The following is a 19,827-nucleotide window of genomic DNA, read 5'->3' as shown; positions in this document are numbered from 1 at the left end:
TAAACCGCGTAAACGGGCCGCAACGTCAGTTTCGCGGGGAGCCTTTGCCATGACGCAGGGAAAAAACGGTCTTACTTACGCCGATGCGGGTGTCGATATCGATGCGGGCAATGAGCTGGTTGAACGGATCAAACCGGCAGCCAAAAAGACCACACGTCCGGGTGTGATGGCCGGCTTGGGCGGTTTCGGTGCGCTTTTCGATCTTAAAGCGGCGGGCTATGAGGATCCGATCCTCGTCGCCGCAACCGATGGTGTGGGCACCAAGCTGCGCATCGCCATTGATACGGACAACGTCAAAACCGTCGGCATCGATCTCGTCGCCATGTGCGTCAACGATCTCGTGTGCCAAGGTGCGGAGCCGTTGTTCTTCCTCGATTATTTCGCCACGGGCAAGCTCAAGCTCGACAACGCCGCAGCTGTGATCGAAGGCATCGCTCAGGGCTGTGCCGATTCCGGTTGCGCACTGATTGGCGGTGAGACGGCTGAAATGCCGGGCATGTATGAAGACGGCGATTTCGACCTCGCGGGCTTTGCTGTCGGCGCGATGGAGCGTGGCTCGGATTTGCCGGATGGCGTGCAGGATGGTGACGTGCTTTTGGGCCTCGCCTCCAACGGTGTGCATTCCAATGGTTATTCTCTGGTCCGTAAAACGGTTGAGATTTCGAGCTATAAATGGACCGATATCGCGCCGTTCTCCGACAACACCTTCGGCGAAGAACTTCTGCAGCCGACGCGGCTCTATGTGAAACAGGTGCTCAAAGCGATCCGCGCTGGCGGCGTGCATGCGTTGGCGCATATCACGGGCGGTGGTCTGACGGAGAACCTTCCGCGTGTTCTGCCGAACGGGATGGGCGCAGATATCGATCTGACCGCATGGACCTTGCCGCCGGTGTTCCGTTGGCTGGTTGATACGGCAGGTCTGAGCCAGCATGAGCTGTTGAAAACCTACAACGCCGGGATCGGCATGGTCGTTGTCTGTGCCGCAGATCAGGCGGACGCGCTCACCACGCTTTTGCAGGGCGAGGGCGAAACGGTTTACCGCATCGGTCAAGTGACCACGGGCAATGGCGTGACCTATGAGGGTGAGCTCAAGTGAGCACATCCGCGCATACCGAGCACAAGAAGGTCGCAATTCTGATTTCCGGCGGCGGCTCCAATATGGTGTCGCTGGCGAAATCCATGACCGGCGATCATCCGGGGCGCCCCTGTCTTGTGCTGTCGAATGTGCCTTCTGCGGGCGGTCTTAAGAAGGCCGCCGACATGGGCATCCCGACCGCTGTGGTGGATCACCGTAACTTTAAAGGCGACCGTGAAGCCTTTGAAGCTGAATTGATTTCCGTGATCGACGCCTATGCGCCGGATGCCTTGGCGATGGCCGGATTTATGCGCATCCTGACGCCGAAATTCATCACGCATTACGCGGGCAAGATGCTCAACATCCACCCGTCTTTGCTGCCGAAATACAAAGGTCTTCACACCCATCAGCGCGCCATTGAGGCGGGCGATGCGGAGGCCGGATGTTCCGTTCACGAGGTCACCGCAGAACTCGACGGCGGCCCGATCCTTGGACAGGCGCGCGTGCCTGTTTTGCCGGGGGATACGGAAGACGATTTGGCCGCGCGGGTTCTGGTGCAGGAGCATGCGCTCTATCCGGCCGTTTTGAAACGGTTTCTTGAAGGTGAAAAATCGCTTTTGACGCTCTGAGCGACGCCTGACTGGCGCAGTCAGGGCCTCGGCCAACGGTCAGGGGACGGTGTTAAAGAACTGTGTTAAAATCACACCGGCTCCGAATGCGCTCACATGATCATTGAAACGAACGGCGTTTTGCCGACCTTCTGAGCCGTCACTGATGTTGCGTGACTGGGGCGGGGCGCGCCATGCCCCTTTGTTCTTTTCTTTCGTGAAAAACCTGCGTATCAAAGCCTAATCGACGGGATGACCCCGCGCCTCAGGTAAGAAAAACATATGATCACAATCACGACGACCGAAGGCCTTCAGGCCTTTTGTGACCGCGCCAAAGACCGTCCCTATGTGACCGTCGATACCGAATTCCTTCGGGAACGCACCTATTACTCGAAGCTTTGCCTCGTTCAATTGGCGCTTCCCGGCGACGCTGAGGAAGACGCTGTTCTTCTCGATCCGCTCTCCAAAGGGATCGACCTCGCGCCGCTCTACGAATTGTTCCGCGACGAGAGCATTGTCAAAGTCTTCCACGCCGCGCGCCAAGACCTCGAAATCTTCTACATTCAGGGCAATGTGATCCCGGCACCGCTGTTCGACACGCAGGTTGCTGCCATGGTCTGCGGCTTTGGTGAGCAGGTCGGCTACGAGACGCTGGTGCGCAAGATCGCCAAGCAAAGCCTCGACAAAACCTCGCGCTTTACGGATTGGTCGCGTCGCCCGCTGACCCCGGCGCAAGAGAATTACGCTTTGGCGGATGTGACCCACCTTCGCGTGATCTATGAATACCTCTCGACGGAGATTGCGCGGACCGGACGGGTGAAATGGGTCGAGGAAGAGCTTGAGATTCTGACCTCGCCCGCGACTTATGTGATCGAACCGGATGAGGCCTGGCGCCGTGTGAAAACGCGTACCAGCTCGGGGAAATTCCTCGCTGCCGTGAAGGAGCTTGCAGCCTTCCGCGAATTTTATGCTCAAAGCCGTGATATCCCGCGCAACCGTGTGTTCAAGGACGACGCGCTGTTAGAGTTGGCCTCGACCAAACCCAAAACGCCGCAAGACCTGTCGCGCTCCCGGCTGTTGCTGAGAGAGGCGCGCAAAGGTGAGATCGCTGACGGTATTTTGCAGGCGATTGAGAAAGCCTCTAATTACGCCGCCGCAGAGATGCCGAAGCTGGATCTGTCGCGCGACAAGTTGCAGGTGAACCCGGCTCTGGCCGATATGCTTCGCGTGCTTCTCAAGGCCAAATCGGATCGTTTCAACGTGGCGTCGAAAATGATCGCCTCCGCTGCGGACCTCGATCTGATTGCTGCGGGGGAGCGCGGGCTGCCGATGTTCAAAGGCTGGCGCGCTGAAGTCTTCGGCAACGATGCGCTTCGGCTTTGCAAGGGCGAGATCGGGCTGGCGGTGAAAGGCCAGAGGGTCGACGTGATCACCCTCTGACCGTCTCTGTCACGACAGTTGCATGGCAAAGCGCTCGCTGCTGTACGGCGCGGGCGTGAAGCCGCAGGCGAGGTAGGTGTTCTGGGCGCGCGTGTTGTGCGACTGCGTGGACACAGTCAGGCGGACACAACCGAGTGTTTTGGCCAAATCTTTGCTCGCCGCAATCAACTGACGCGCAACACCCGTGCCGCGGGCGGCTTCTTCGACATAGAGATGATGCAGCTCCATGATTTTCTTGCCGTGCTGGAGCTGCACGCCCGGCACGAGGGCGGCGTAGCCCAGAAGGCGACCGTTTGCGCCTTCCGCGACGAGCATCCGAATCCAAGGCAAATCCGCATTCAGAAGATCGATCAGGGCGGATAAATCCAGCTCCGGAGCGTCTCCATGATGCGCGGCAAGCGCATGGATCATCTGTAAAAGCGCATCCTTATCGCCCCAACGGGCCTGTCGGATCGTGAGGGCCTCAGAGCCCACCGTAATGTTTTGCATGAGGGTCATTTTTCTCTCCTGTGTCGCGCCACAGGGGAGTTCAACCATTAAAAAAACCGCCCTGCGGCGGCCTTTCAATGTTCCATGACTGTCGGACCGCGCTCTATGTCAGCTCGGACCAATAAAAGACAGTCATGATGATCGTGTGTTTCATGCCGACACCCTGCGCCAGCGAGAGATGGCTGTCAACGGCAATTTTTAGGGGGAACCTAAAGATCACACAGGAATGACGTAATGCGTTTTGTTTGAGGCCGGTTTCTCAAACCCCAAAGCGCGGTAAGCCGCTTTCGCGCCATCCGTCGTGCGAGCAACGGCGACAGACAGGGTCTCGCATCCCAGCGCCCGCGCCGTGGCCATTGCCGAACTCGACAGAGCGCGCCCGACGCCTTGGCGCCGGTGGTCCGGCTCAACATAGATGTGATGCATTTCCATGGTGCGTTCGGCCGGATTGATCTGAAGCCCGCCAACCAGCGCGACATAGCCGATCACGATGCCATTCACTTCCGCGACGAGAAGGCGAATCCACGGGTTCGGCGCATGGAGAACATCGATCAGACCAAGCTCATCCAGGTTGAGCCGGTCTTCGGTCAAAGGTTCAACCACGCGGATCATGTCCATCAGACATGCGAAATCGCGCCCTTCTGCGAGGCGGATGGTCAGTGCGGTTGTAGAGCTCTGCAAGGCGAGCGGTGTCTGAATGGACATGGAGCTGTCAGTGTATGTGTGGTGCGCTGTATTTGTGGACATCCCGGCGCGAAGAAAGCCCATAATCCTTAAAGGCCGCTTATCGCCGGGATAAAATTTTCATGACCTGATGGCCATAAGTTGCGGCTCATATGGGGGGAGGAACAATTTCTGTCAATCGCTCTGATTTGAATGTTTGGTAAAATTGTCGCGCGAAACCTGCACAAGCGGGAATTTGCGCAAAAACTTCGTGTTTTGGGGCGTTTTGGGCCGCATTTGGTGCGAAAATGCGATGGTGGCCCTGCGAGCCGACTGGGTAGGCTGAGTTGCTCCTTGTCGCCTCATCCTGTCAAAATGCCCGACCAAAGAATTGGCCGGGCATTGGATGCCGTATTGGTCGTTTTTTGGAACTGCCGCCCAGATCAGCCGTCGTAATCGACTTCTTCCGTGAGGCGCAGGGCTTCGCCGCGCTGGTTGGCGATTTCCATCAGGCTGAGATTGTCCGGCGTAAAGCTGCCCCAGCTTGCGACAAGCTCCGACGCCTCTGCGCCCGGTGCGACCGGATACTCAGAATTGGCTTCCGCGTAAATCTTCTGCGCTTCGTCAGAGGACAGGAACTCAATGAATTGAATGGCTTCCTCTTTGTTCTTCGCGGCTTTCGTGAGGGCGACGCCGGAGATGTTCACATGGGTGCCGCCGCCGGGGACATCGAAGACCGGGAAGTCCAGGCGAACGGAACCGGCCCAGACGCGCTGTTCCTCATCGGCGAGCATTTCACCCATGTAATAGGTGTTGCCCAGAGAAATGTCGCATTCTCCGGCCCAGATCGCTTTCACCTGCGCGCGGTCATCGCCTTGCGGACGGCGGGCGAGATTGTCTTTGAGGCCTTGCAGCCAGACCTTCGCCTCCTCCGGGCCATGGTGGGCGATATAGGCGGAGGTCAGGGCGATCATATAGGTGTGCATGCCGGAGCGGGTGCAAATGCGGCCTTTCCATTTCGGATCGGCGAGGTCTTCGTAGGTGGTCACTTCCCCCGGCGCCACGCGATCTTTGGAGGCGTAAACGATCCGCGCCCGCGTGGTCATGCCCCACCATTGCCCGTCCGGCGCGTGGAAGGCGGCGGGGATGTTGTGCTCCAGCGTTTCGGTCATCAGCGGTTGAGTCACACCGGCTTCCACCGCTTCGGTCAGGCGCGCGATATCGACGGTCAGGATCACGTCAGCGGGGGAGCGATCGCCCTCGGCCTTGAGCCGTTCGACCATGCCTTTTTCAAGAAACGCCACATTGACGTTGATGCCCGTCTCCTCGGTGAAGGCGTCGACCAGCGGTTCGATCAACTCGGGCTGACGGTAGGAGTAGACATTCACATCGGCCAGCGCCGGGGCGGCGGCGAGGAGGAGAGGCAGGGCGAAGCTGAGGCGCTTTTGCATAAGGAGGCTCCGTAGACGTTCCTGAAAATCTGTCGCGCCCGTTAAATCCGAGCAAAACGCTCGGGTCAATGCGCGATTGTGGCCCTAAGCGCTTTGTGATCGCGCAACTGTCTTTCTCAGTCCGGCCCCGGGGATTTCGCGGCTTTCTCCTCAGCCTTGATCGCATCCCAAAGCGCGTCCATCTCCGCGAGGTCGCTGTCGTGCGGCGTTTTCCCGTTGGCGTGAAGGCGATCTTCAATGCCATTGAAACGACGCGTAAATTTGGCATTGCAGGCGCGCAGGGCCTCTTCGGCATCGACGCCGAGATGACGCCCCAGATTGACCACGACGAAAAGCAGGTCGCCAAACTCTTCGAAGACCTCGTCCTGCGTGAGCGTGTCGCGCGCCTCTTCAAGCTCCGCGGCTTCTTCGCGAATTTTGTCGAGGACATGCGAGGTGTCCGGCCAATCAAACCCGACACGGGCCGCGCGTTTCTGGAGCTTCTGCGCCCGCATCAGGGCGGGCAGCCCCATCGCTACACCGTCGAGCACCCGGTGCTCGCCGCGCCGCGCGCGTTCCTTGGCTTTCTCGACCTCCCAATCCTTCGTCTGCTGCTCCGGCGACTTCTGGTTGCTCTCGTCGCCAAAGACATGCGGGTGGCGGGAAATCATTTTGGAAGCAATCGCTTGCGCGATGTCGTGAAAGTCAAACAGGCCCTTGTCAGAGGCAATTTGCGCCTGAAACACCGACTGGAACAACAGATCGCCCAGCTCGGATTTCAAATCCTCCATATCACCGCGCGCAATCGCGTCATCGACCTCATAGGCCTCTTCGATCGTGTAGGGCGAGATCGTCGCGAAATCCTGTTCGATGTCCCAAGGGCAACCGCCCTCGGGATCGCGCAACCGGCGCATGATTTCGAGGAGCTGTTCAATGCCTGCGGGCACGTCGTGAATGGGATCCTGTGTCATAGCGACAACCTGACCCTCGAAAGAGGGCTTTGCAAGCGCGAAAACCGGTCCTATAAGACACCCATGACCAATCGTGCCGCTACCATTATTTGCTGCTGCATTATCCGCTGACATCGTCGCGCGGGTCCGGTCTCTTTTCACCTGAAATGGAAGCTGATAAGCCCGCGGGGGACACCCTGAGGGACAGGCTTATGACCATCAAGCTCACCAATTCGAAGACGCGCAAAAAAGAGATTTTCGAACCGATCGACCCCAATAATGTACGGATGTATGTCTGTGGACCGACGGTTTATGACCGCGCCCATATCGGCAACGCGCGGCCCGTCATCGTGTTCGATGTGCTCTATCGTTTGCTGCGTCATGTCTATGGCGCGGAACATGTGACCTACGTGCGAAACTTCACGGATGTCGATGATAAGATTAACAAAAAGGCGCAGGACACCGGGCGGACGATCAAAGAGATCACCGATGAGACCACCCAGTGGTATCTCGACGATATGCGCGCTGTCGGCGCGATGGACCCCGACCAAATGCCGCGCGCGACCGAGTTTATCGGCGCCATGATTTCGATGATCGAGGGGCTGATCGCGCAGGGCCATGCCTATGAGGCGGAAGGCCATGTGTTGTTCTCGGTCGAGAGCTATAAGGATTACGGCAAGCTCTCCGGCCGCTCCATTGACGATATGATCGCCGGGGCCCGCGTCGAAATCGCGCCGTATAAGCGCAATCCGATGGATTTTGTGCTCTGGAAACCGTCCTCCGACGATCTGCCCGGTTGGGACAGTCCTTGGGGCCGGGGGCGTCCGGGCTGGCACATCGAATGCTCGGCCATGTCCTATGAGCTTTTGGGCGAGACGTTTGATATTCACGGTGGCGGCAACGATCTGATGTTCCCGCACCATGAAAACGAGATCGCCCAAAGCTGCTGCGCCCATCCGCAAGGCGGCTTCGCGCGCTATTGGCTGCATAACGAGATGTTGCAGGTCGAGGGCAAGAAAATGTCCAAATCTCTGGGCAATTTCTTCACCGTGCGGGATTTGCTCGATGGCCACGACGGGATGCCGGGGGTGCCGGGTGAGGTGATCCGGTTCGTGTTCCTCTCCACGCATTACCGCAAGCCGATGGACTGGACCGCAGAGAAGGCGGAGCAGGCGAAGGCGACGTTGAAGAAATGGCGCAAGATGACAGAAGGTGTTGAAGCAGGAGAGCCTGCGTCTGAAGTTGTCGCGGCAGTGGCTGACGATCTCAATACGGCTGGGGCGATTTCGGTTCTTCATGGGATCGAAGATCCGGCTGTGCTTCTCGCTTCCGCCAATCTTCTCGGTCTACTGACGCCAGAGCTTGGCGGTTGGAATGTTGATCAAGATTTGGCGGATAATGTCAGAGACCAGATAGAGCGCCTTGCAAGGAAATGGATTGAAGCACGACGGGCAAAAGACTGGGGAACCGCTGATCGCATCCGCGACAGTTTGGGAGAGTTGGGCGTAAATCTCAAAGTTGAAAAGACAGATGCTTCTGAATGGTCCTATGAAAATCCTAATTGGTCCGGGGATAGAAAAAATGAACAAAGGCTTTCAGAACTCGTGAAGCTGGAGGGTCTCCTCTAATGCGCAGTTCTGTAAACAGAGGGCGGAGCCTGCCTTGGCGGGCGCATGTGCGCCTGCCGGTGGGAAGGCAGGCGCAGCCCGTGGTGCCCACGGGCAAAAAGGGGAGCGAGCAATGACCACAGCAAGCGAAAAAGACAGGCTTTATCTCTATGACACCACACTGCGCGACGGGCAGCAAACCCAGGGCGTGCAATTCTCCACCGAGGAAAAGCACCTGATCGCCGACGCGCTCGACCATCTCGGCGTCGATTACATCGAGGGGGGCTGGCCGGGGGCGAACCCGACCGACAGCGAATTCTTCGCCGAGGCGCCGCAGACCAAAGCCAAGTTCACCGCCTTTGGCATGACCAAACGTGCGGGCCGCTCGGCCGAAAATGACGAAGTGCTCGCGGGCGTACTCAACGCCGGAACCGACTCCGTTTGCCTCGTTGGCAAAACCCATGATTTCCATGTGACCACCGCGCTCGGAATCACGCTTGAGGAAAACGTCGAGAACATCGAGAAATCCATCTCCCACACGGTCGCGATCGGCCGCGAGGCGCTGTTCGATGCCGAGCATTTCTTCGACGGTTACAAAGCCAACCCGGACTACGCCATTGCCTGCTGCAAGGCTGCTTATGAGGCGGGCGCGCGCTGGATCGTTCTCTGCGACACCAATGGCGGCGCGTTGCCCGGCGAGGTCTACGAGATCACCGGGAAAGTCATCGCAGCGGGCATTCCGGGCAGCCATATCGGCATTCACACCCATGACGATACCGGCAACGCCGTCGCCAACTCGCTCGCCGCCGTCAACGCCGGTGCGCGGCAGGTGCAGGGGACGCTCAATGGTCTCGGCGAGCGCTGCGGCAATGCCAACCTGACGACGTTGATCCCGACATTTCTGTTGAAAGAACCGTACAAATCGACGCTTGATACCGGCGTGACGGAAGAGGCGCTGCAAAGCCTCGTCAAAACCTCCCGCATGTTGGACGACATCCTCAACCGTGTACCGCTGCGTTCTGCGCCTTACGTCGGTGCGTCTGCCTTCGCGCACAAGGCCGGGCTCCACGCCTCTGCGATCCTCAAAGACCCGACCACATACGAGCATATCCCGCCTGAAACTGTCGGCAATGCCCGGATCGTGCCGATGTCCAATCAGGCCGGGCAGTCGAACCTGCGTAAGCGGCTGGCGGATATGGGGCTTGAGGTGTCGGAGAAAGCCGATCTGGGGCGTATTCTCGAACGCATCAAACAGCGTGAAAGCGAGGGCTATTCCTACGACACCGCGCAGGCCTCCTTCGAGCTGGAAGCGCGCCGCGAATTGGGCCTCATGCCCGCGTTCTTCGAGGTGGAGCGGTACCGCGCCACGGTCGAGCGACGCCGCGATGCCAAGGGCCGCGAAATTCACCTCTCCGAGGTCACGGTCGTGGTCAATGTCGGCGGCGAGCGGCACCTGTCTGTGTCCGAGGGTATCATGGCCGACGGCAATGACGGTGGCCCGGTCAATGCGCTCTCAAAAGCGCTGGTGAAAGATCTCGGGCCGTATTCCGACATGATCTCCGACATGGAACTCGTTGATTTTAAAGTCCGTATCACCAATGGCGGGACCGAGGCGCGCACGCGTGTCATCATCGATCACGAGGACAGTCTTGGGCGTCGTTGGTCCACGGTCGGCGTGTCGTCGAACATCATTGACGCCTCTTTTGAAGCGCTGCTCGACGCGGTGCTTTGGAAGCTTCTGCGTGACGGCGCGCAGGCGCTCGGCGCGGAATAAGAGAGGCAAATCATGTCGGTTCAGGCCTGCGCAGAACTGGTTCAAAAAGGCGACGAGGATCGCTTTCGCGCCACCATGGCCGCGCCGGTGGAGGCGCGCGAGGTGCTGTTTCCGATCCATGCGTTTTGCCTTGAGGTCGCGAAAGCGCCTTGGGTGACGAAAGAGGCGATGATTGCCGAGATGCGGTTGCAGTTCTGGCGCGATGTTCTGACTGAACGCGCCCAAGGCAAACCGCCGCGTGCCCATGAGGTTGCGGCACCGTTGCACGCCGTGCTGGATGAAGCCTCAGCTCTGGCGATGGATGAGGCCGTCACCGTGCGGCAATGGGACATCTACCGCGATCCGCATGAGGATGAGGCAGCGCTTCACAGCTATTTGCACCGCTCCTATGTCATCCCGCTCCATATCGCCGCCCGCCGCCTTGGCGCGCCGGAGGAAGCTGTGAAAGCGCTCAATCGTCTCGGATTTGCGGGGGCTTTGGCGCGCTACCTGATGGCCATTCCGGACCTTGAGGCGCAGGGGCGTGTGCCTTTGGTCGATGGCCGCCCGGAAGAGGTGTCCCGAATGGCAAAAGAAGCCTATGAGCAGGGACGTTGGGGCGCGCAGCAAATGTCCAAGCTCACCAAAACCGCGCGCGCGCCGATGATCGATGCAGTGGTCCATTTGCCGGTGCTCAAACAAGCCTCGCGCGATCCGCAAGCGGTGAGTGAAGGTCGTTTGCAGCAGGGTGCCCTGCGCAAATCTCTGCGCCTCGCAGCCGCCTCTCAGTCGCCGACTTGGGCTTTTTTCTGATAGTATTCTAAGACATAGACCCGGATCGCTGAGGCCAACCCGCTTTCAACGCCGCGCATTTCATCGATCTCCGCCGCCAACACGTTGATCGGAATGACGCGCTCTTTCGCGATGGCGCGGAAGGCGCGCCAAAAGGGCTCTTCGAGGGAAACAGAGGTGCGGTGGCCGTGCAATGTCAGCGACCGTTTGACCGGGCGGTCCGTCATTGCGGGTCTTTCTTATGCGCATCCAACTCCGCGCGGGCCTTGTCGCGCTCAGCGTCTTCCAGCGCCTTTTGCGCCTTGGTTCGACCGAATTTCACAGCGTTCTCATCCCCTTGCACACGTTTGTCAGCACGGGCTTTTTGTTTGCGGAACTGGTTGAGATTTGTGACCTTTCTCATGGGGTAGGATATTACCCTGTTTCCTTTGCTGCGCAAATACTCAAAACGCCCCGGTGGGCCGGGGCGCTTGAGAAACGCATTGGATCAGTTTTGCTTCGGCGGCTCAGGGCGATGCTCTTTCATGACGCTCTCAACTTTCTCAGCCGTGAGAGAGGCATTGGCCTTTTGCAAGCAGCTCAGCATTTCCGGCGGCATGCCTTGACCCTCTGACGGGCGTTGCCCCGCATCCCCGGAGGCAGGTTTCGCGGGCGGGGCTTTGCTTTCTCCGGGCTCCGGGCGGTTGGCCTCAAAGCAGCTGTTGAGCTGCGCCTCGGTCACGCCAAGATCGCTGGCAATCTCAGCAGTCGGCATTTTGGGACCGCCTTGGGCAAAGGCCACGCCAGATGAAAGGGCGATCAGGGGCAGGGCAAAGAGCAGGTGTTTCATATATCTCTCCTCAAAAACTCGATGAGAGTAGAACGAAACAGTCACCGCTTTCTGTCGCGCAAAAGAAAAGGCGACCCGTAGGCCGCCTTCACGTTTTTGTCAGGTCGAGAGAGATTTAGTCTTTCGGACCGATCATTTTTTCCGGACGCACCACTTCGTCGAAGGTCTTCTCATCGACGAAACCAAGCGCGATGGCCTCTTCTTTGAGGGTCGTGCCGTTCTTATGCGCGGTTTTCGCAACTTTGGTGGCGTTGTCGTAGCCGATGGTCGGGGCCAGAGCGGTCACCAGCATCAGCGATTCATGCAGGAGCTTTTCGATGCGCGGCTCGTTGGCTTCGATGCCGACGACCATGTTGTCGGTGAAGGCCGACGCGCTGTCGCCCAGAAGCTGCATGGATTGCAGCACGTTGTAGGACATCATCGGGTTGTAGACGTTCAGCTCGAAGTGACCTTGGGACCCTGCGAAACCGATGGCGGCGTCGTTGCCCATGACGTGTGCGCAGACCATGGTCAGCGCTTCGGCTTGGGTCGGGTTCACTTTACCCGGCATGATCGAGGAACCCGGCTCGTTTTCCGGCAGGATCAGTTCGCCAAGGCCGCAACGCGGGCCGGAGCCCAGAAGGCGGATGTCGTTGGCGATCTTGAACAGGGACGCTGCCACGGTTTTCAGAGCGCCGGAGAACATCACCATCGCGTCGTGGGCGGCGAGGGCTTCGAACTTGTTCGGAGCTGTCACGAAGGGCAGGCCGGTGATTTCGGCCATATTGGCGGCGACTTTCTCGCCCCAGCCTTTTTTCGTGTTCAGGCCGGTGCCAACGGCGGTGCCGCCTTGGGCCAGTTCGTAAATCGCCGGCAGGCACATCTCAACGCGTTTGATGCCCATGCGGACCTGATGCGCGTAGCCGCCAAATTCCTGACCCAGCGTCAGCGGCGTTGCGTCCTGGGTGTGGGTGCGGCCGATTTTGATGATGTCTTTGAAAGCCTCGGATTTGGCTTCCAGCGCTTCGGCCAATTTGGTCAGGCCGGGGATTAGAACATCACGCGCCTGCATGCCAATGCCGACGTGCATCGCGGTCGGGAAAGTGTCGTTCGAGGACTGCCCCATGTTGCAGTGGTCGTTCGGGTGAACCGGGGATTTGGAGCCCATCACGCCGCCGAGCATTTCGATCGCGCGGTTGGAGATCACTTCGTTGGCGTTCATGTTGGACTGGGTGCCCGAACCGGTTTGCCAGACAACGAGCGGGAAGTTGTCGTCGAATTTGCCTTCGATGACTTCACCGGCTGCGGCGATGATCGCATCGGCAATCTCGGCGTCCATGTTGCCGTTTTCCTTGTTGGCCATGGCGCAGGCTTTTTTGATCACGCCGAGGGCGCGGATGATCGGAACCGGTTGATGTTCCCAGCCAATCGGGAAGTTCATGATGGAGCGCTGCGTTTGCGCACCCCAGTATTTGTCGGAAGGAACTTCCAGCGGGCCGAAGCTGTCGGTTTCGGTACGGGTGGTGGTCATCGGGGGATCTCCCTAGCTCTGCCAATCAGTTGTGTTGGCTATAGAGTGTCGCCCCGGCGCATGCAATGTATACCGAAGCATACATGCCTGTGTTTGCGCTAAAATATGAGTGATCTAGCTGAGCTTGTCCTACTGTGGCACGCGAGTACCCGCACGGGCCGGCGATTGGCCCAGACGCTGCATAATTTGACAGCAGGCAGGCCAGTCACAAACTTTCAAAGGGCGGCTATCGCCCCCCCATGAAACGTCCGCTTTTTCAGATTACTTCCGGAACTTGTCGAGAGACACGATCTCCGCCTCTTTCGGCGCGGCGGGCTTCTCGTCTTCTTCCTTGGGTTCGAAAGAGGTCACTTCCGCATCATGCGGAATCTCGTCTTCGTCCATTTCCTCGACATCGTAATCCTGTGTCTCGAACCGGAGGCCGAACTCGACGGACGGGTCCACAAAGGTGCGGATCGCGTCATAGGGGATGTAAAGAGGTTCAGGGCTATCGCCGAAGTTCAGCGTGATCGCGAACCCGTCTTCGGAAACTTCGAGATTGTCGAACCAATGCTGGATGACGATGGTCATTTCTTCCGGATAGCGATCGGAGAGCCAGTCGGCGAGTTCCACATCCGGGTGCATCGTGTCGAAAGTGATGAAGAAATGGTGCTCGCCGGGCAGGCCATCCTTGGCCACGCCTTCAAGCACCTTGCGGATCAGAGCGCGCATCGCGTCGTGCATCAGGTTGCCGTAATCGATTGATTTGGCCATCCCCAGTCCTTTCGTTCTTCGTTGTTTGCAGCATACGGGATTCTGCGGCCAAGGAAAGGGGTCACTGACCCGCAAGGCCGAGGGCAAGTCCAGCCAAGGCCACAAGGGTTATTGTGAGGATCAGGGGGCGTTTGAGGCCGAACAGAAGTCCGGCGGCGAGGGCGGCCAATAGACCCGAATACGGGGTAAAACTCATCACATCGGGCAGTGCGAGTCGGAACCAACCGATCTGAGATCGTGTGACGTCGGAGAAGAAGACATGCAGCGCGAACCAATAGGACAGGGAGGCAATGACGCCGACGACAGCCGCCGTGACGGCTTTTAACGCCGCATCGAGGCGCGGCCTTGTGGCGATCCAGTCAATGTAGGGCGCGCCCGCGAATATCCATAGAAAACAGGGGATAAATGTCACCCATAGCGTGACCAGAGCGCCCATCAATCCACCGAAAAGACCCAAGGGCGTTGCCGCCATGAAGCCGACAAACTCGGTCACAAGGATCAGCGGGCCGGGTGTTGTCTCCGCCAGACCGAGCCCGTCCAGCATGGCGTCCGGCGACAACCATCCCTGCGCCTCGACGACCTCTTGGGACATATAGGCCAGCACGGCGTAAGCGCCGCCGAAGGTGACGACCGCCAGTTTTGAGAAAAACAGGCCAATGGCCAAAAGCCGATCTTGTCCCGTGGCCCAGAGGACCGCCAGTGGTGCCACCCAGAGACACCCCCATGTGAGCACGGTGCGGGGCAGGTGGGCGGCGTTCGGCGGGGCGATTTGATCTGGTTTCGTCTGCGCTGTCAGCGCGCCGAAAAGCGCTGCGCCCAAGACGATCAGCGGGAAAGGAATTGCGAAGACTGCGATCAAGACGAAGGATGCGATGGCCAGCCCCCAACGGGCGGGGGTGCCGAGCGCCTTTCGTCCGAGGCGGATCAAGGCTTGCAGGACGACGATCACCACGGTGGCTTTGACGCCGAGGAATAGCGCTTCGGAGGCGGGCAAATGCCCAAAGCGCGCATAGAGCGCCGCGAGCGCCAGCATGACCAATGCGCCCGGAAGGACGAAAAACAATCCGGCGATGATCCCACCCGGCACGCCGCGCAAGCGCCAACCGCAATAGGTGGCAAGCTGCATGGCTTCCGGGCCGGGGAGCATCATGCAAAAGGAAAGGGCGGAGAGAAAACCGTCTTCCTTCATCCAACCGCGATCCTCGACCAATTCGCGGTGCATGACGGCAATTTGCGCGGCGGGGCCTCCGAAGGAGAGCAGGCCGATGCGGGCAAAGCTTTTCAGGAAGTCGGGAAAAGACGGCTGGGGCGTCATGGTCGGGCGCTCATGGTTATCTGGACCGGAAATCCGTCCCGACCTTGGTAAACGCCCCAGCTGATGGGTCAAGCCTTAGCTTTCGGGCGCGAGGCGGACAAAGCCTCCGGTCTGGCCTTCAAGCACGCCATGTTCGGCGGAGGTCGGTTTCAACATGGCCTCCAAAAGCACCGGGGCCGGGGTCCAATAGGGGATGTACCATTCCTGATCGACTTCGAGGATCAGAACCTCGTCCTTGTCCGCGTCATAGGCTCCGATCACGGAAACATGCGGGCCGTCCCAATCGCCGGTCACGACGCCTTGGTTGAAATAGACCATCATCACGTCTTCGGCGCTTTGCTCGTTCATTTTGAGCCAGTCACGCATGGTGTTGAGGCTCGCGGCGCTGTCGTCCGTGGGTTTGAACGCGGTGACGGTGTAGCCGTCGAGACCCGCGATCGGCAGGGCTTCCCCCGCGTATTTCACCAGATCGTCGAACATGACGCCATCGCCGCCCTCGGCGGAAATCTCGGACCAATGCGCGTCGCCCACGGCTTCAAGCAGGTCAGGCTGGGTCATCACCGTGTCTTCGGCATTGGCGGGAAGCCCGGCAAGACCGTTCACGGCGGCGGTGACGGAGGCGACGCCGCAGGCGGAGGTGGTGAATTGCGGTTTTACGAATTCAGAAAAGGCCCAGTAGTCGGGAGCAGGCGCGTTGCGCAGGTAGTCCGTTGCTTCGGTGACGGGGGTGGCGTTCGGCCCGAGTTTCGGCAGCGGTTCTTCCTGAGCGAAAGCGGATTGCGCAAGGGAAAAGAGCAGGACCGCGGAGGTCAGCATCAAGTCAGTGGATTTCATATTTCACCTGTTAGAAAAAACGGGCTGAACGATGAGTCGTCTCATCGGCCCATGCACATCACAGTCAGGTAAACTCCTATAAAAGCAAGAAAAACCAAAGCTCGCGCGCCCGGTCAGTTCAAAGTTTCTCCGGCCAGCATAAGTGCAACTGAATCTTTGGGCAGATTGCCCATTTGCTCGAAATAGCTGACGAAATCATAACTGTTGTGCGCCTCGATAATCTTGCCATTTCGGAGGCGCACCATCACCTGCCCGGAGATTTGGATCGGCGTCATGTCCTCCGCCTTCAGCGCATGGAGCGTCATGCGGGCCCAGACCTTGTCGCCCACCTCCATCGCGTCCTCGATTGTGATGCGCACATCGCGCAGCGCCTGAAGCACGGCGGGGACGAGCGTCTGGAAATCCTCAAGCTGGGCGGCAAAATCGCTCATGAGGCCGGATGCCAAAGCCTCAGTATCAAAAAACTCCGCCACGGCACCTAGATCGCCGTGAACCCAGACCCGGTCATACCATGTTTCGAGCAGTTCAAGGCCAGTCATCGCGCGGCCTCCTTTTCAATGCGGTTCTCGCAGGAGCATGACGCATAAAACTAAACGAAGTCTTTCTGGTGCGAACTGGCCCCCCTTATATTTTCGGAAAAGGTAAATCAGACACGCTCAGATCAGCGAGGCGAGCGATTGGAAACGAGGGTTTTGAGAGGGGGGAGGAAGTGCAGGTTTCTGTTGCCAGGTACCTGCGAACCCCGCCTTAAGCTGCTAGGCCTAAGGGCTTAGATTTCGATATTTCGCACAGCTTACGCTGCGAGAGCCATCGGAGCTTTGTTGTCGTTTGCAACTAGCTTAAGTGAACCGATAACGGTGGTATCTCACCGAGACAAAGCAAACCCCTTTAGACGTCCGTCGATCCTATTTCGTCCCCATGATCCAATCTCTTGCCAGTCTCAAACGAAGACTGAAGAGGGGTATTTGGTGGAGACGCCGGGTACCGCCCCCGGGTCCGATCCGCTTATTGCGAGCGCGTTTATGTCCATAGTTCCCGAAGGAACAGCGTATATGTAAGCGAAGCGCCGCGTGGTTTCAAGGGCCAGTAGAACGCGTAGCAAAACGAGAAACGCCGCCCCGAAATCAGGGCGGCGTTTGATTTAATCGTCAGAAAAATAGGAGCTTAGAAGCCAGCCTTAATCTTTTCGAACTCTTCGGACTGCTTCTCACGCAGCTCGACAGACATCGGCAGCTGAGCGAGGATCGGCGCGTCGATCGGCTCAAGGCCACCCGCGACGAGAGCTTCTTCACCCAGCGAGGCGAGGCCTTCGGTGTTGGAGATGCCATAGCCCGCATCCATCAGCACTTCGGCGTTGGACGCATCAAGGAAGCCGTTGATGAAATCATAGGCTTTGTCCTCGGAGCCGGGGCCGTCTTTCAGGTTGACGTAGCCGCAGAGCCAGAGCGAGGAGCCTTCTTTCGCTTCACGCTGGAAGCCGACCGGGAAACCCTCGTCGACGAGCGTCGGGTAGGTTTCGTTCCACGCCCAAGCGATCAGAACTTCGCCCGTCGCCATCAGCTGCGCCAGTTCCGCAGGGTCGGTCCAGTAGGTGCGCAGGTTCGGGTGGACTTCGCGCAGCCAAGCGGACGCAGCTTCGAACTGCTCATCCGTTGCAGTGGTCCAGTCGGTCGTGCCGGTGGCGAGATATGCCAGCGCATAGGCGTCATCGACGTTGTCCGGCAGGGTCATGCGGCCCGCGTATTTCGGATCTTTGAACACTTCGAGAGAGGCGACATCTTCGGCCGGAACTTCGTCGGTGTTATAGGCGATCGCGGTGGAACCGAAGTCGGTCGGGATGAAATAGGCGCTGGCAGCCGACACATCCTTGCCGACAAGGTTGCTGTCGAGCTTCGCGTAATCGGTGATCTTAGAGGTGTCCCACGGCTCCAGAATGTCGCTTTCTTCCCATTTCATCACCGAACCGGCGCAGACGTGGCTGACGTCGGCTTTGAAGCCAGACACCAGTTTTTGCAGCGCTTCGTCCTCTTCGCCGAAGAAGGCGAAAGACGGCACATCGCCATTTTTCTCGACGTATTTGGTGTGGAACGCCGGATCTTCGAAGCCGGAATAATCGAAGACGAGAAGATCGGGATCTTCGGCAAAGGCGCTGCTGGCAAAGGCGGTCAGCGCGGCGCTGCCAAGAAGGATTTTAAGAGCGTTCATAAAGGTCATCTCCCTGAAGTGGACCATTTCTGGGGGATGACGCTAGCACGGGTTTTATCTCGCGCAAGGGGCGTGAGATGTCTTGAGGCGGATTTTTAACAGCTCTGCCTTAAATTTGATCAAATTGCGCCAAGCTGGCGCGGCGACGCGTTCCGCCACACCCGCCTTGAGGCCGATGTGGCGGAACGCATCTGAGGGGGCGGTTCATTCCGCAGGCATGCGCAGCGCGTCCTGACGGGTCAGGAAGGTAAAGCTGACACTTGCCAGACCTGCGGCCACGAGAAGCACGAGCGCCATTGGCAGAGCACTGTCTTTACCCGCCAAACCAACAAGCGGGGAGGCAATGGCGCCAAGTGTGAACTGCAACGCCCCAAGCAGGGCGGAGCCGGTTCCCGCGAGTTGTGGCACCTGACCAATCGCCAGCGCACTGGCGTTGCCAAGAACGAGGCCCAGAGAGGCGATGGTGATGAACAGGGCGGGGAGCATGAACATTGCGCCTGCACCACTCAGGACACAGATCAGAGTCAACGCGCCCCCAACAAGCAACAGGATGAGGCCATAAAGCGTCAGTTGCCGCGGGCTTACACGTCCGACGAGCTTGGTCGAAATGGCGCTGACCACGGCGATCCCGATGGCATTGGCTCCGAAAGCGACCGGATAGGCTACGGTGGACAAGCCCAAAATGCCCTGGAAAACAAAGGGCGAGGCGGAGATGTACCCGAACAGCACCATAAACGCGAAAGACACCGTTAGAGTGTAGCCAACATATGCGCCGTTCTGGAGCACCTCTGCGATGCCACGTCCCAGAGCCGCCATGCCGCCGGGGCGACGGTCCTCGACGGGGAGAGATTCCGGCACGGTTTTAAGGACGCCGACCAAAGAGATAACGGACAGGATACCGGTGACGATAAAGACCGTGCGCCATCCGGTCGTTGAGACAATCAACGTCCCTGCCAGAGGCGCGACCACCGGAGCAAGCCCGCCAATGATCATCATGATCTGGAACAGACGGGCCGAAGCGGCAGCGCTCTCCGTGCGATCAGAGATCACGGCGCGCGCCAGAACGACACCAGCAGCCCCGCCCAAGCCCTGCAACGCGCGCAGGATGATGATGAGCGTGGCATTCGGTGCGACGACGATCAGCAGGCTGGAGACAATCGCAAGGACGGTGCCCAGAATGAGAGGGCGGCGGCGACCGAAGCGGTCGGACAGCGCACCGATGACAAGTTGCCCGGAGGCCAGTCCGAGCAGGAAGGCGGTCAGCGTGCCTTGAATCGTGGCCGCACCGACATCGAGGTCGCTGGCCATGTTCAAAAAGCCCGGCAGGTACATGTCGGTTGCAAAAGGCGCGACGGCAGACAGCAGCGCCAGGGTCAGAATGGTGATGGTTGGCAGCGCCTTTCCGCGCTGTGATTGAGAAGGGGACATATTGGATCTCGTCATTCGTGCGTTTGGCGTCGTTCGCAACGAAGCGCCAAGGACCATAATTCCGGGGCCGCCTTTGGTGCGCTTTTCCGGAAATACGGCGGGTGAATTCGGACTGTATCGCTTTGCGGTACAGTGTATTGCTCATT

20 protein-coding genes and 1 other RNA gene are annotated in these 19,827 nt (G+C 58.9%); 6 read left to right on the top strand and 15 right to left on the bottom strand.

Going from position 1 to position 19,827, the window contains the following annotated elements; translation table 11 throughout:
* Positions 1 to 49 precede the first annotated feature (49 nt).
* From purM to rnd, 3 genes are all read left to right on the top strand, one after another.
* Complete coding sequence (gene purM, locus ACYBHZ_RS08240; protein WP_460273777.1) at positions 50 to 1,096, top strand: phosphoribosylformylglycinamidine cyclo-ligase; 1,047 nt, start codon at positions 50 to 52, stop codon at positions 1,094 to 1,096.
* Complete coding sequence (gene purN, locus ACYBHZ_RS08235; RefSeq protein ID WP_460273776.1) at positions 1,093 to 1,704, top strand: phosphoribosylglycinamide formyltransferase; 612 nt, start codon at positions 1,093 to 1,095, stop codon at positions 1,702 to 1,704. Before purM ends, purN begins: the two co-directional genes overlap by 4 nt.
* Before the next feature lie 261 nt (positions 1,705 to 1,965).
* Positions 1,966 to 3,123, top strand: a complete 1,158-nt coding sequence (gene rnd / locus ACYBHZ_RS08230) for a ribonuclease D (protein WP_460273775.1) — start codon at positions 1,966 to 1,968, stop codon at positions 3,121 to 3,123.
* 9 nt (positions 3,124 to 3,132) lie between these two features.
* Here rnd and ACYBHZ_RS08225 read toward each other — a convergent pair whose 3' ends face one another.
* From ACYBHZ_RS08225 to mazG, 4 genes are all read right to left on the bottom strand, one after another.
* The gene (locus tag ACYBHZ_RS08225; RefSeq protein WP_460273774.1) at positions 3,133 to 3,621 is read right to left on the bottom strand and encodes a GNAT family N-acetyltransferase; all 489 of its coding nucleotides are present in this window, start codon (positions 3,619 to 3,621) and stop codon (positions 3,133 to 3,135) included.
* Positions 3,622 to 3,828: 207 nt separating this feature from the next.
* On the bottom strand, positions 3,829 to 4,317 hold the full coding sequence (locus ACYBHZ_RS08220; protein ID WP_460273773.1) for a GNAT family N-acetyltransferase: 489 nt from the start codon (positions 4,315 to 4,317) through the stop codon (positions 3,829 to 3,831).
* Between the two features lie 401 nt (positions 4,318 to 4,718).
* Positions 4,719 to 5,726: a Fe(3+) ABC transporter substrate-binding protein gene (locus ACYBHZ_RS08215; RefSeq protein WP_460273772.1), complete on the bottom strand. Its 1,008-nt coding sequence runs from the start codon at positions 5,724 to 5,726 to the stop codon at positions 4,719 to 4,721.
* Positions 5,727 to 5,842: 116 nt separating this feature from the next.
* Complete coding sequence (gene mazG, locus ACYBHZ_RS08210; protein ID WP_460273771.1) at positions 5,843 to 6,676, bottom strand: nucleoside triphosphate pyrophosphohydrolase; 834 nt, start codon at positions 6,674 to 6,676, stop codon at positions 5,843 to 5,845.
* Between the two features lie 191 nt (positions 6,677 to 6,867).
* Between mazG and cysS the strand changes: the two genes are divergently transcribed.
* The 3 genes from cysS to ACYBHZ_RS08195 all read left to right on the top strand — a co-directional run bounded on the left by cysS (position 6,868) and on the right by ACYBHZ_RS08195 (position 10,828).
* Positions 6,868 to 8,283: a cysteine--tRNA ligase gene (cysS, locus tag ACYBHZ_RS08205; RefSeq protein ID WP_460273770.1), complete on the top strand. Its 1,416-nt coding sequence runs from the start codon at positions 6,868 to 6,870 to the stop codon at positions 8,281 to 8,283.
* Between the two features lie 112 nt (positions 8,284 to 8,395).
* The gene (gene cimA, locus ACYBHZ_RS08200) at positions 8,396 to 10,036 is read left to right on the top strand and encodes a citramalate synthase (protein ID WP_460273769.1); all 1,641 of its coding nucleotides are present in this window, start codon (positions 8,396 to 8,398) and stop codon (positions 10,034 to 10,036) included.
* A 12-nt stretch (positions 10,037 to 10,048) separates the two neighbouring features.
* Entirely contained in the window at positions 10,049 to 10,828 is a 780-nt protein-coding gene (locus ACYBHZ_RS08195; protein WP_460273768.1) for a squalene/phytoene synthase family protein, read from the top strand.
* Here the strand turns inward: ACYBHZ_RS08195 and ACYBHZ_RS08190 are convergent.
* The 11 genes from ACYBHZ_RS08190 to ACYBHZ_RS08140 all read right to left on the bottom strand — a co-directional run bounded on the left by ACYBHZ_RS08190 (position 10,801) and on the right by ACYBHZ_RS08140 (position 19,681).
* Positions 10,801 to 11,034 carry a ribbon-helix-helix domain-containing protein gene (locus ACYBHZ_RS08190; RefSeq protein WP_460273767.1) on the bottom strand — a complete coding sequence of 78 codons (234 nt, stop codon included), beginning with the start codon at positions 11,032 to 11,034 and terminating at the stop codon, positions 10,801 to 10,803. The two genes, ACYBHZ_RS08195 and ACYBHZ_RS08190, sit on opposite strands and share 28 nt — an antisense overlap.
* Positions 11,031 to 11,210, bottom strand: a complete 180-nt coding sequence (locus ACYBHZ_RS08185; protein WP_460273766.1) for a DUF4169 family protein — start codon at positions 11,208 to 11,210, stop codon at positions 11,031 to 11,033. Before ACYBHZ_RS08185 ends, ACYBHZ_RS08190 begins: the two co-directional genes overlap by 4 nt.
* An 84-nt stretch (positions 11,211 to 11,294) precedes the next feature.
* Positions 11,295 to 11,636 carry a hypothetical protein gene (locus ACYBHZ_RS08180; protein ID WP_460273765.1) on the bottom strand — a complete coding sequence of 114 codons (342 nt, stop codon included), beginning with the start codon at positions 11,634 to 11,636 and terminating at the stop codon, positions 11,295 to 11,297.
* A 115-nt stretch (positions 11,637 to 11,751) separates the two neighbouring features.
* Complete coding sequence (fumC, locus tag ACYBHZ_RS08175) at positions 11,752 to 13,146, bottom strand: class II fumarate hydratase (protein ID WP_460273764.1); 1,395 nt, start codon at positions 13,144 to 13,146, stop codon at positions 11,752 to 11,754.
* Between the two features lie 261 nt (positions 13,147 to 13,407).
* Positions 13,408 to 13,899 (bottom strand): SspB family protein, encoded by a 492-nt coding sequence (locus tag ACYBHZ_RS08170; protein ID WP_460273763.1) that lies wholly within the window; start codon positions 13,897 to 13,899, stop codon positions 13,408 to 13,410.
* Positions 13,900 to 13,960: 61 nt separating this feature from the next.
* On the bottom strand, positions 13,961 to 15,214 hold the full coding sequence (gene chrA, locus ACYBHZ_RS08165; protein ID WP_460273762.1) for a chromate efflux transporter: 1,254 nt from the start codon (positions 15,212 to 15,214) through the stop codon (positions 13,961 to 13,963).
* A 75-nt stretch (positions 15,215 to 15,289) separates the two neighbouring features.
* Positions 15,290 to 16,048 carry a phytochelatin synthase family protein gene (locus tag ACYBHZ_RS08160; protein WP_460273761.1) on the bottom strand — a complete coding sequence of 253 codons (759 nt, stop codon included), beginning with the start codon at positions 16,046 to 16,048 and terminating at the stop codon, positions 15,290 to 15,292.
* A 113-nt stretch (positions 16,049 to 16,161) separates the two neighbouring features.
* Complete coding sequence (locus tag ACYBHZ_RS08155; protein WP_460273760.1) at positions 16,162 to 16,587, bottom strand: ester cyclase; 426 nt, start codon at positions 16,585 to 16,587, stop codon at positions 16,162 to 16,164.
* A gap of 169 nt (positions 16,588 to 16,756) precedes the next feature.
* Positions 16,757 to 17,132, bottom strand: a transfer-messenger RNA (tmRNA) gene (gene ssrA, locus ACYBHZ_RS08150).
* A gap of 80 nt (positions 17,133 to 17,212) precedes the next feature.
* Positions 17,213 to 18,253 carry an extracellular solute-binding protein gene (locus tag ACYBHZ_RS08145; RefSeq protein WP_460273759.1) on the bottom strand — a complete coding sequence of 347 codons (1,041 nt, stop codon included), beginning with the start codon at positions 18,251 to 18,253 and terminating at the stop codon, positions 17,213 to 17,215.
* Positions 18,254 to 18,457: 204 nt separating this feature from the next.
* Entirely contained in the window at positions 18,458 to 19,681 is a 1,224-nt protein-coding gene (locus ACYBHZ_RS08140; RefSeq protein WP_460273758.1) for a multidrug effflux MFS transporter, read from the bottom strand.
* Positions 19,682 to 19,827: the final 146 nt, after the last annotated feature.

It is taken from the genome of Celeribacter sp. ULVN23_4, assembly GCF_054788345.1.
This window is presented reverse-complemented; position numbering and strand designations above follow the sequence as displayed.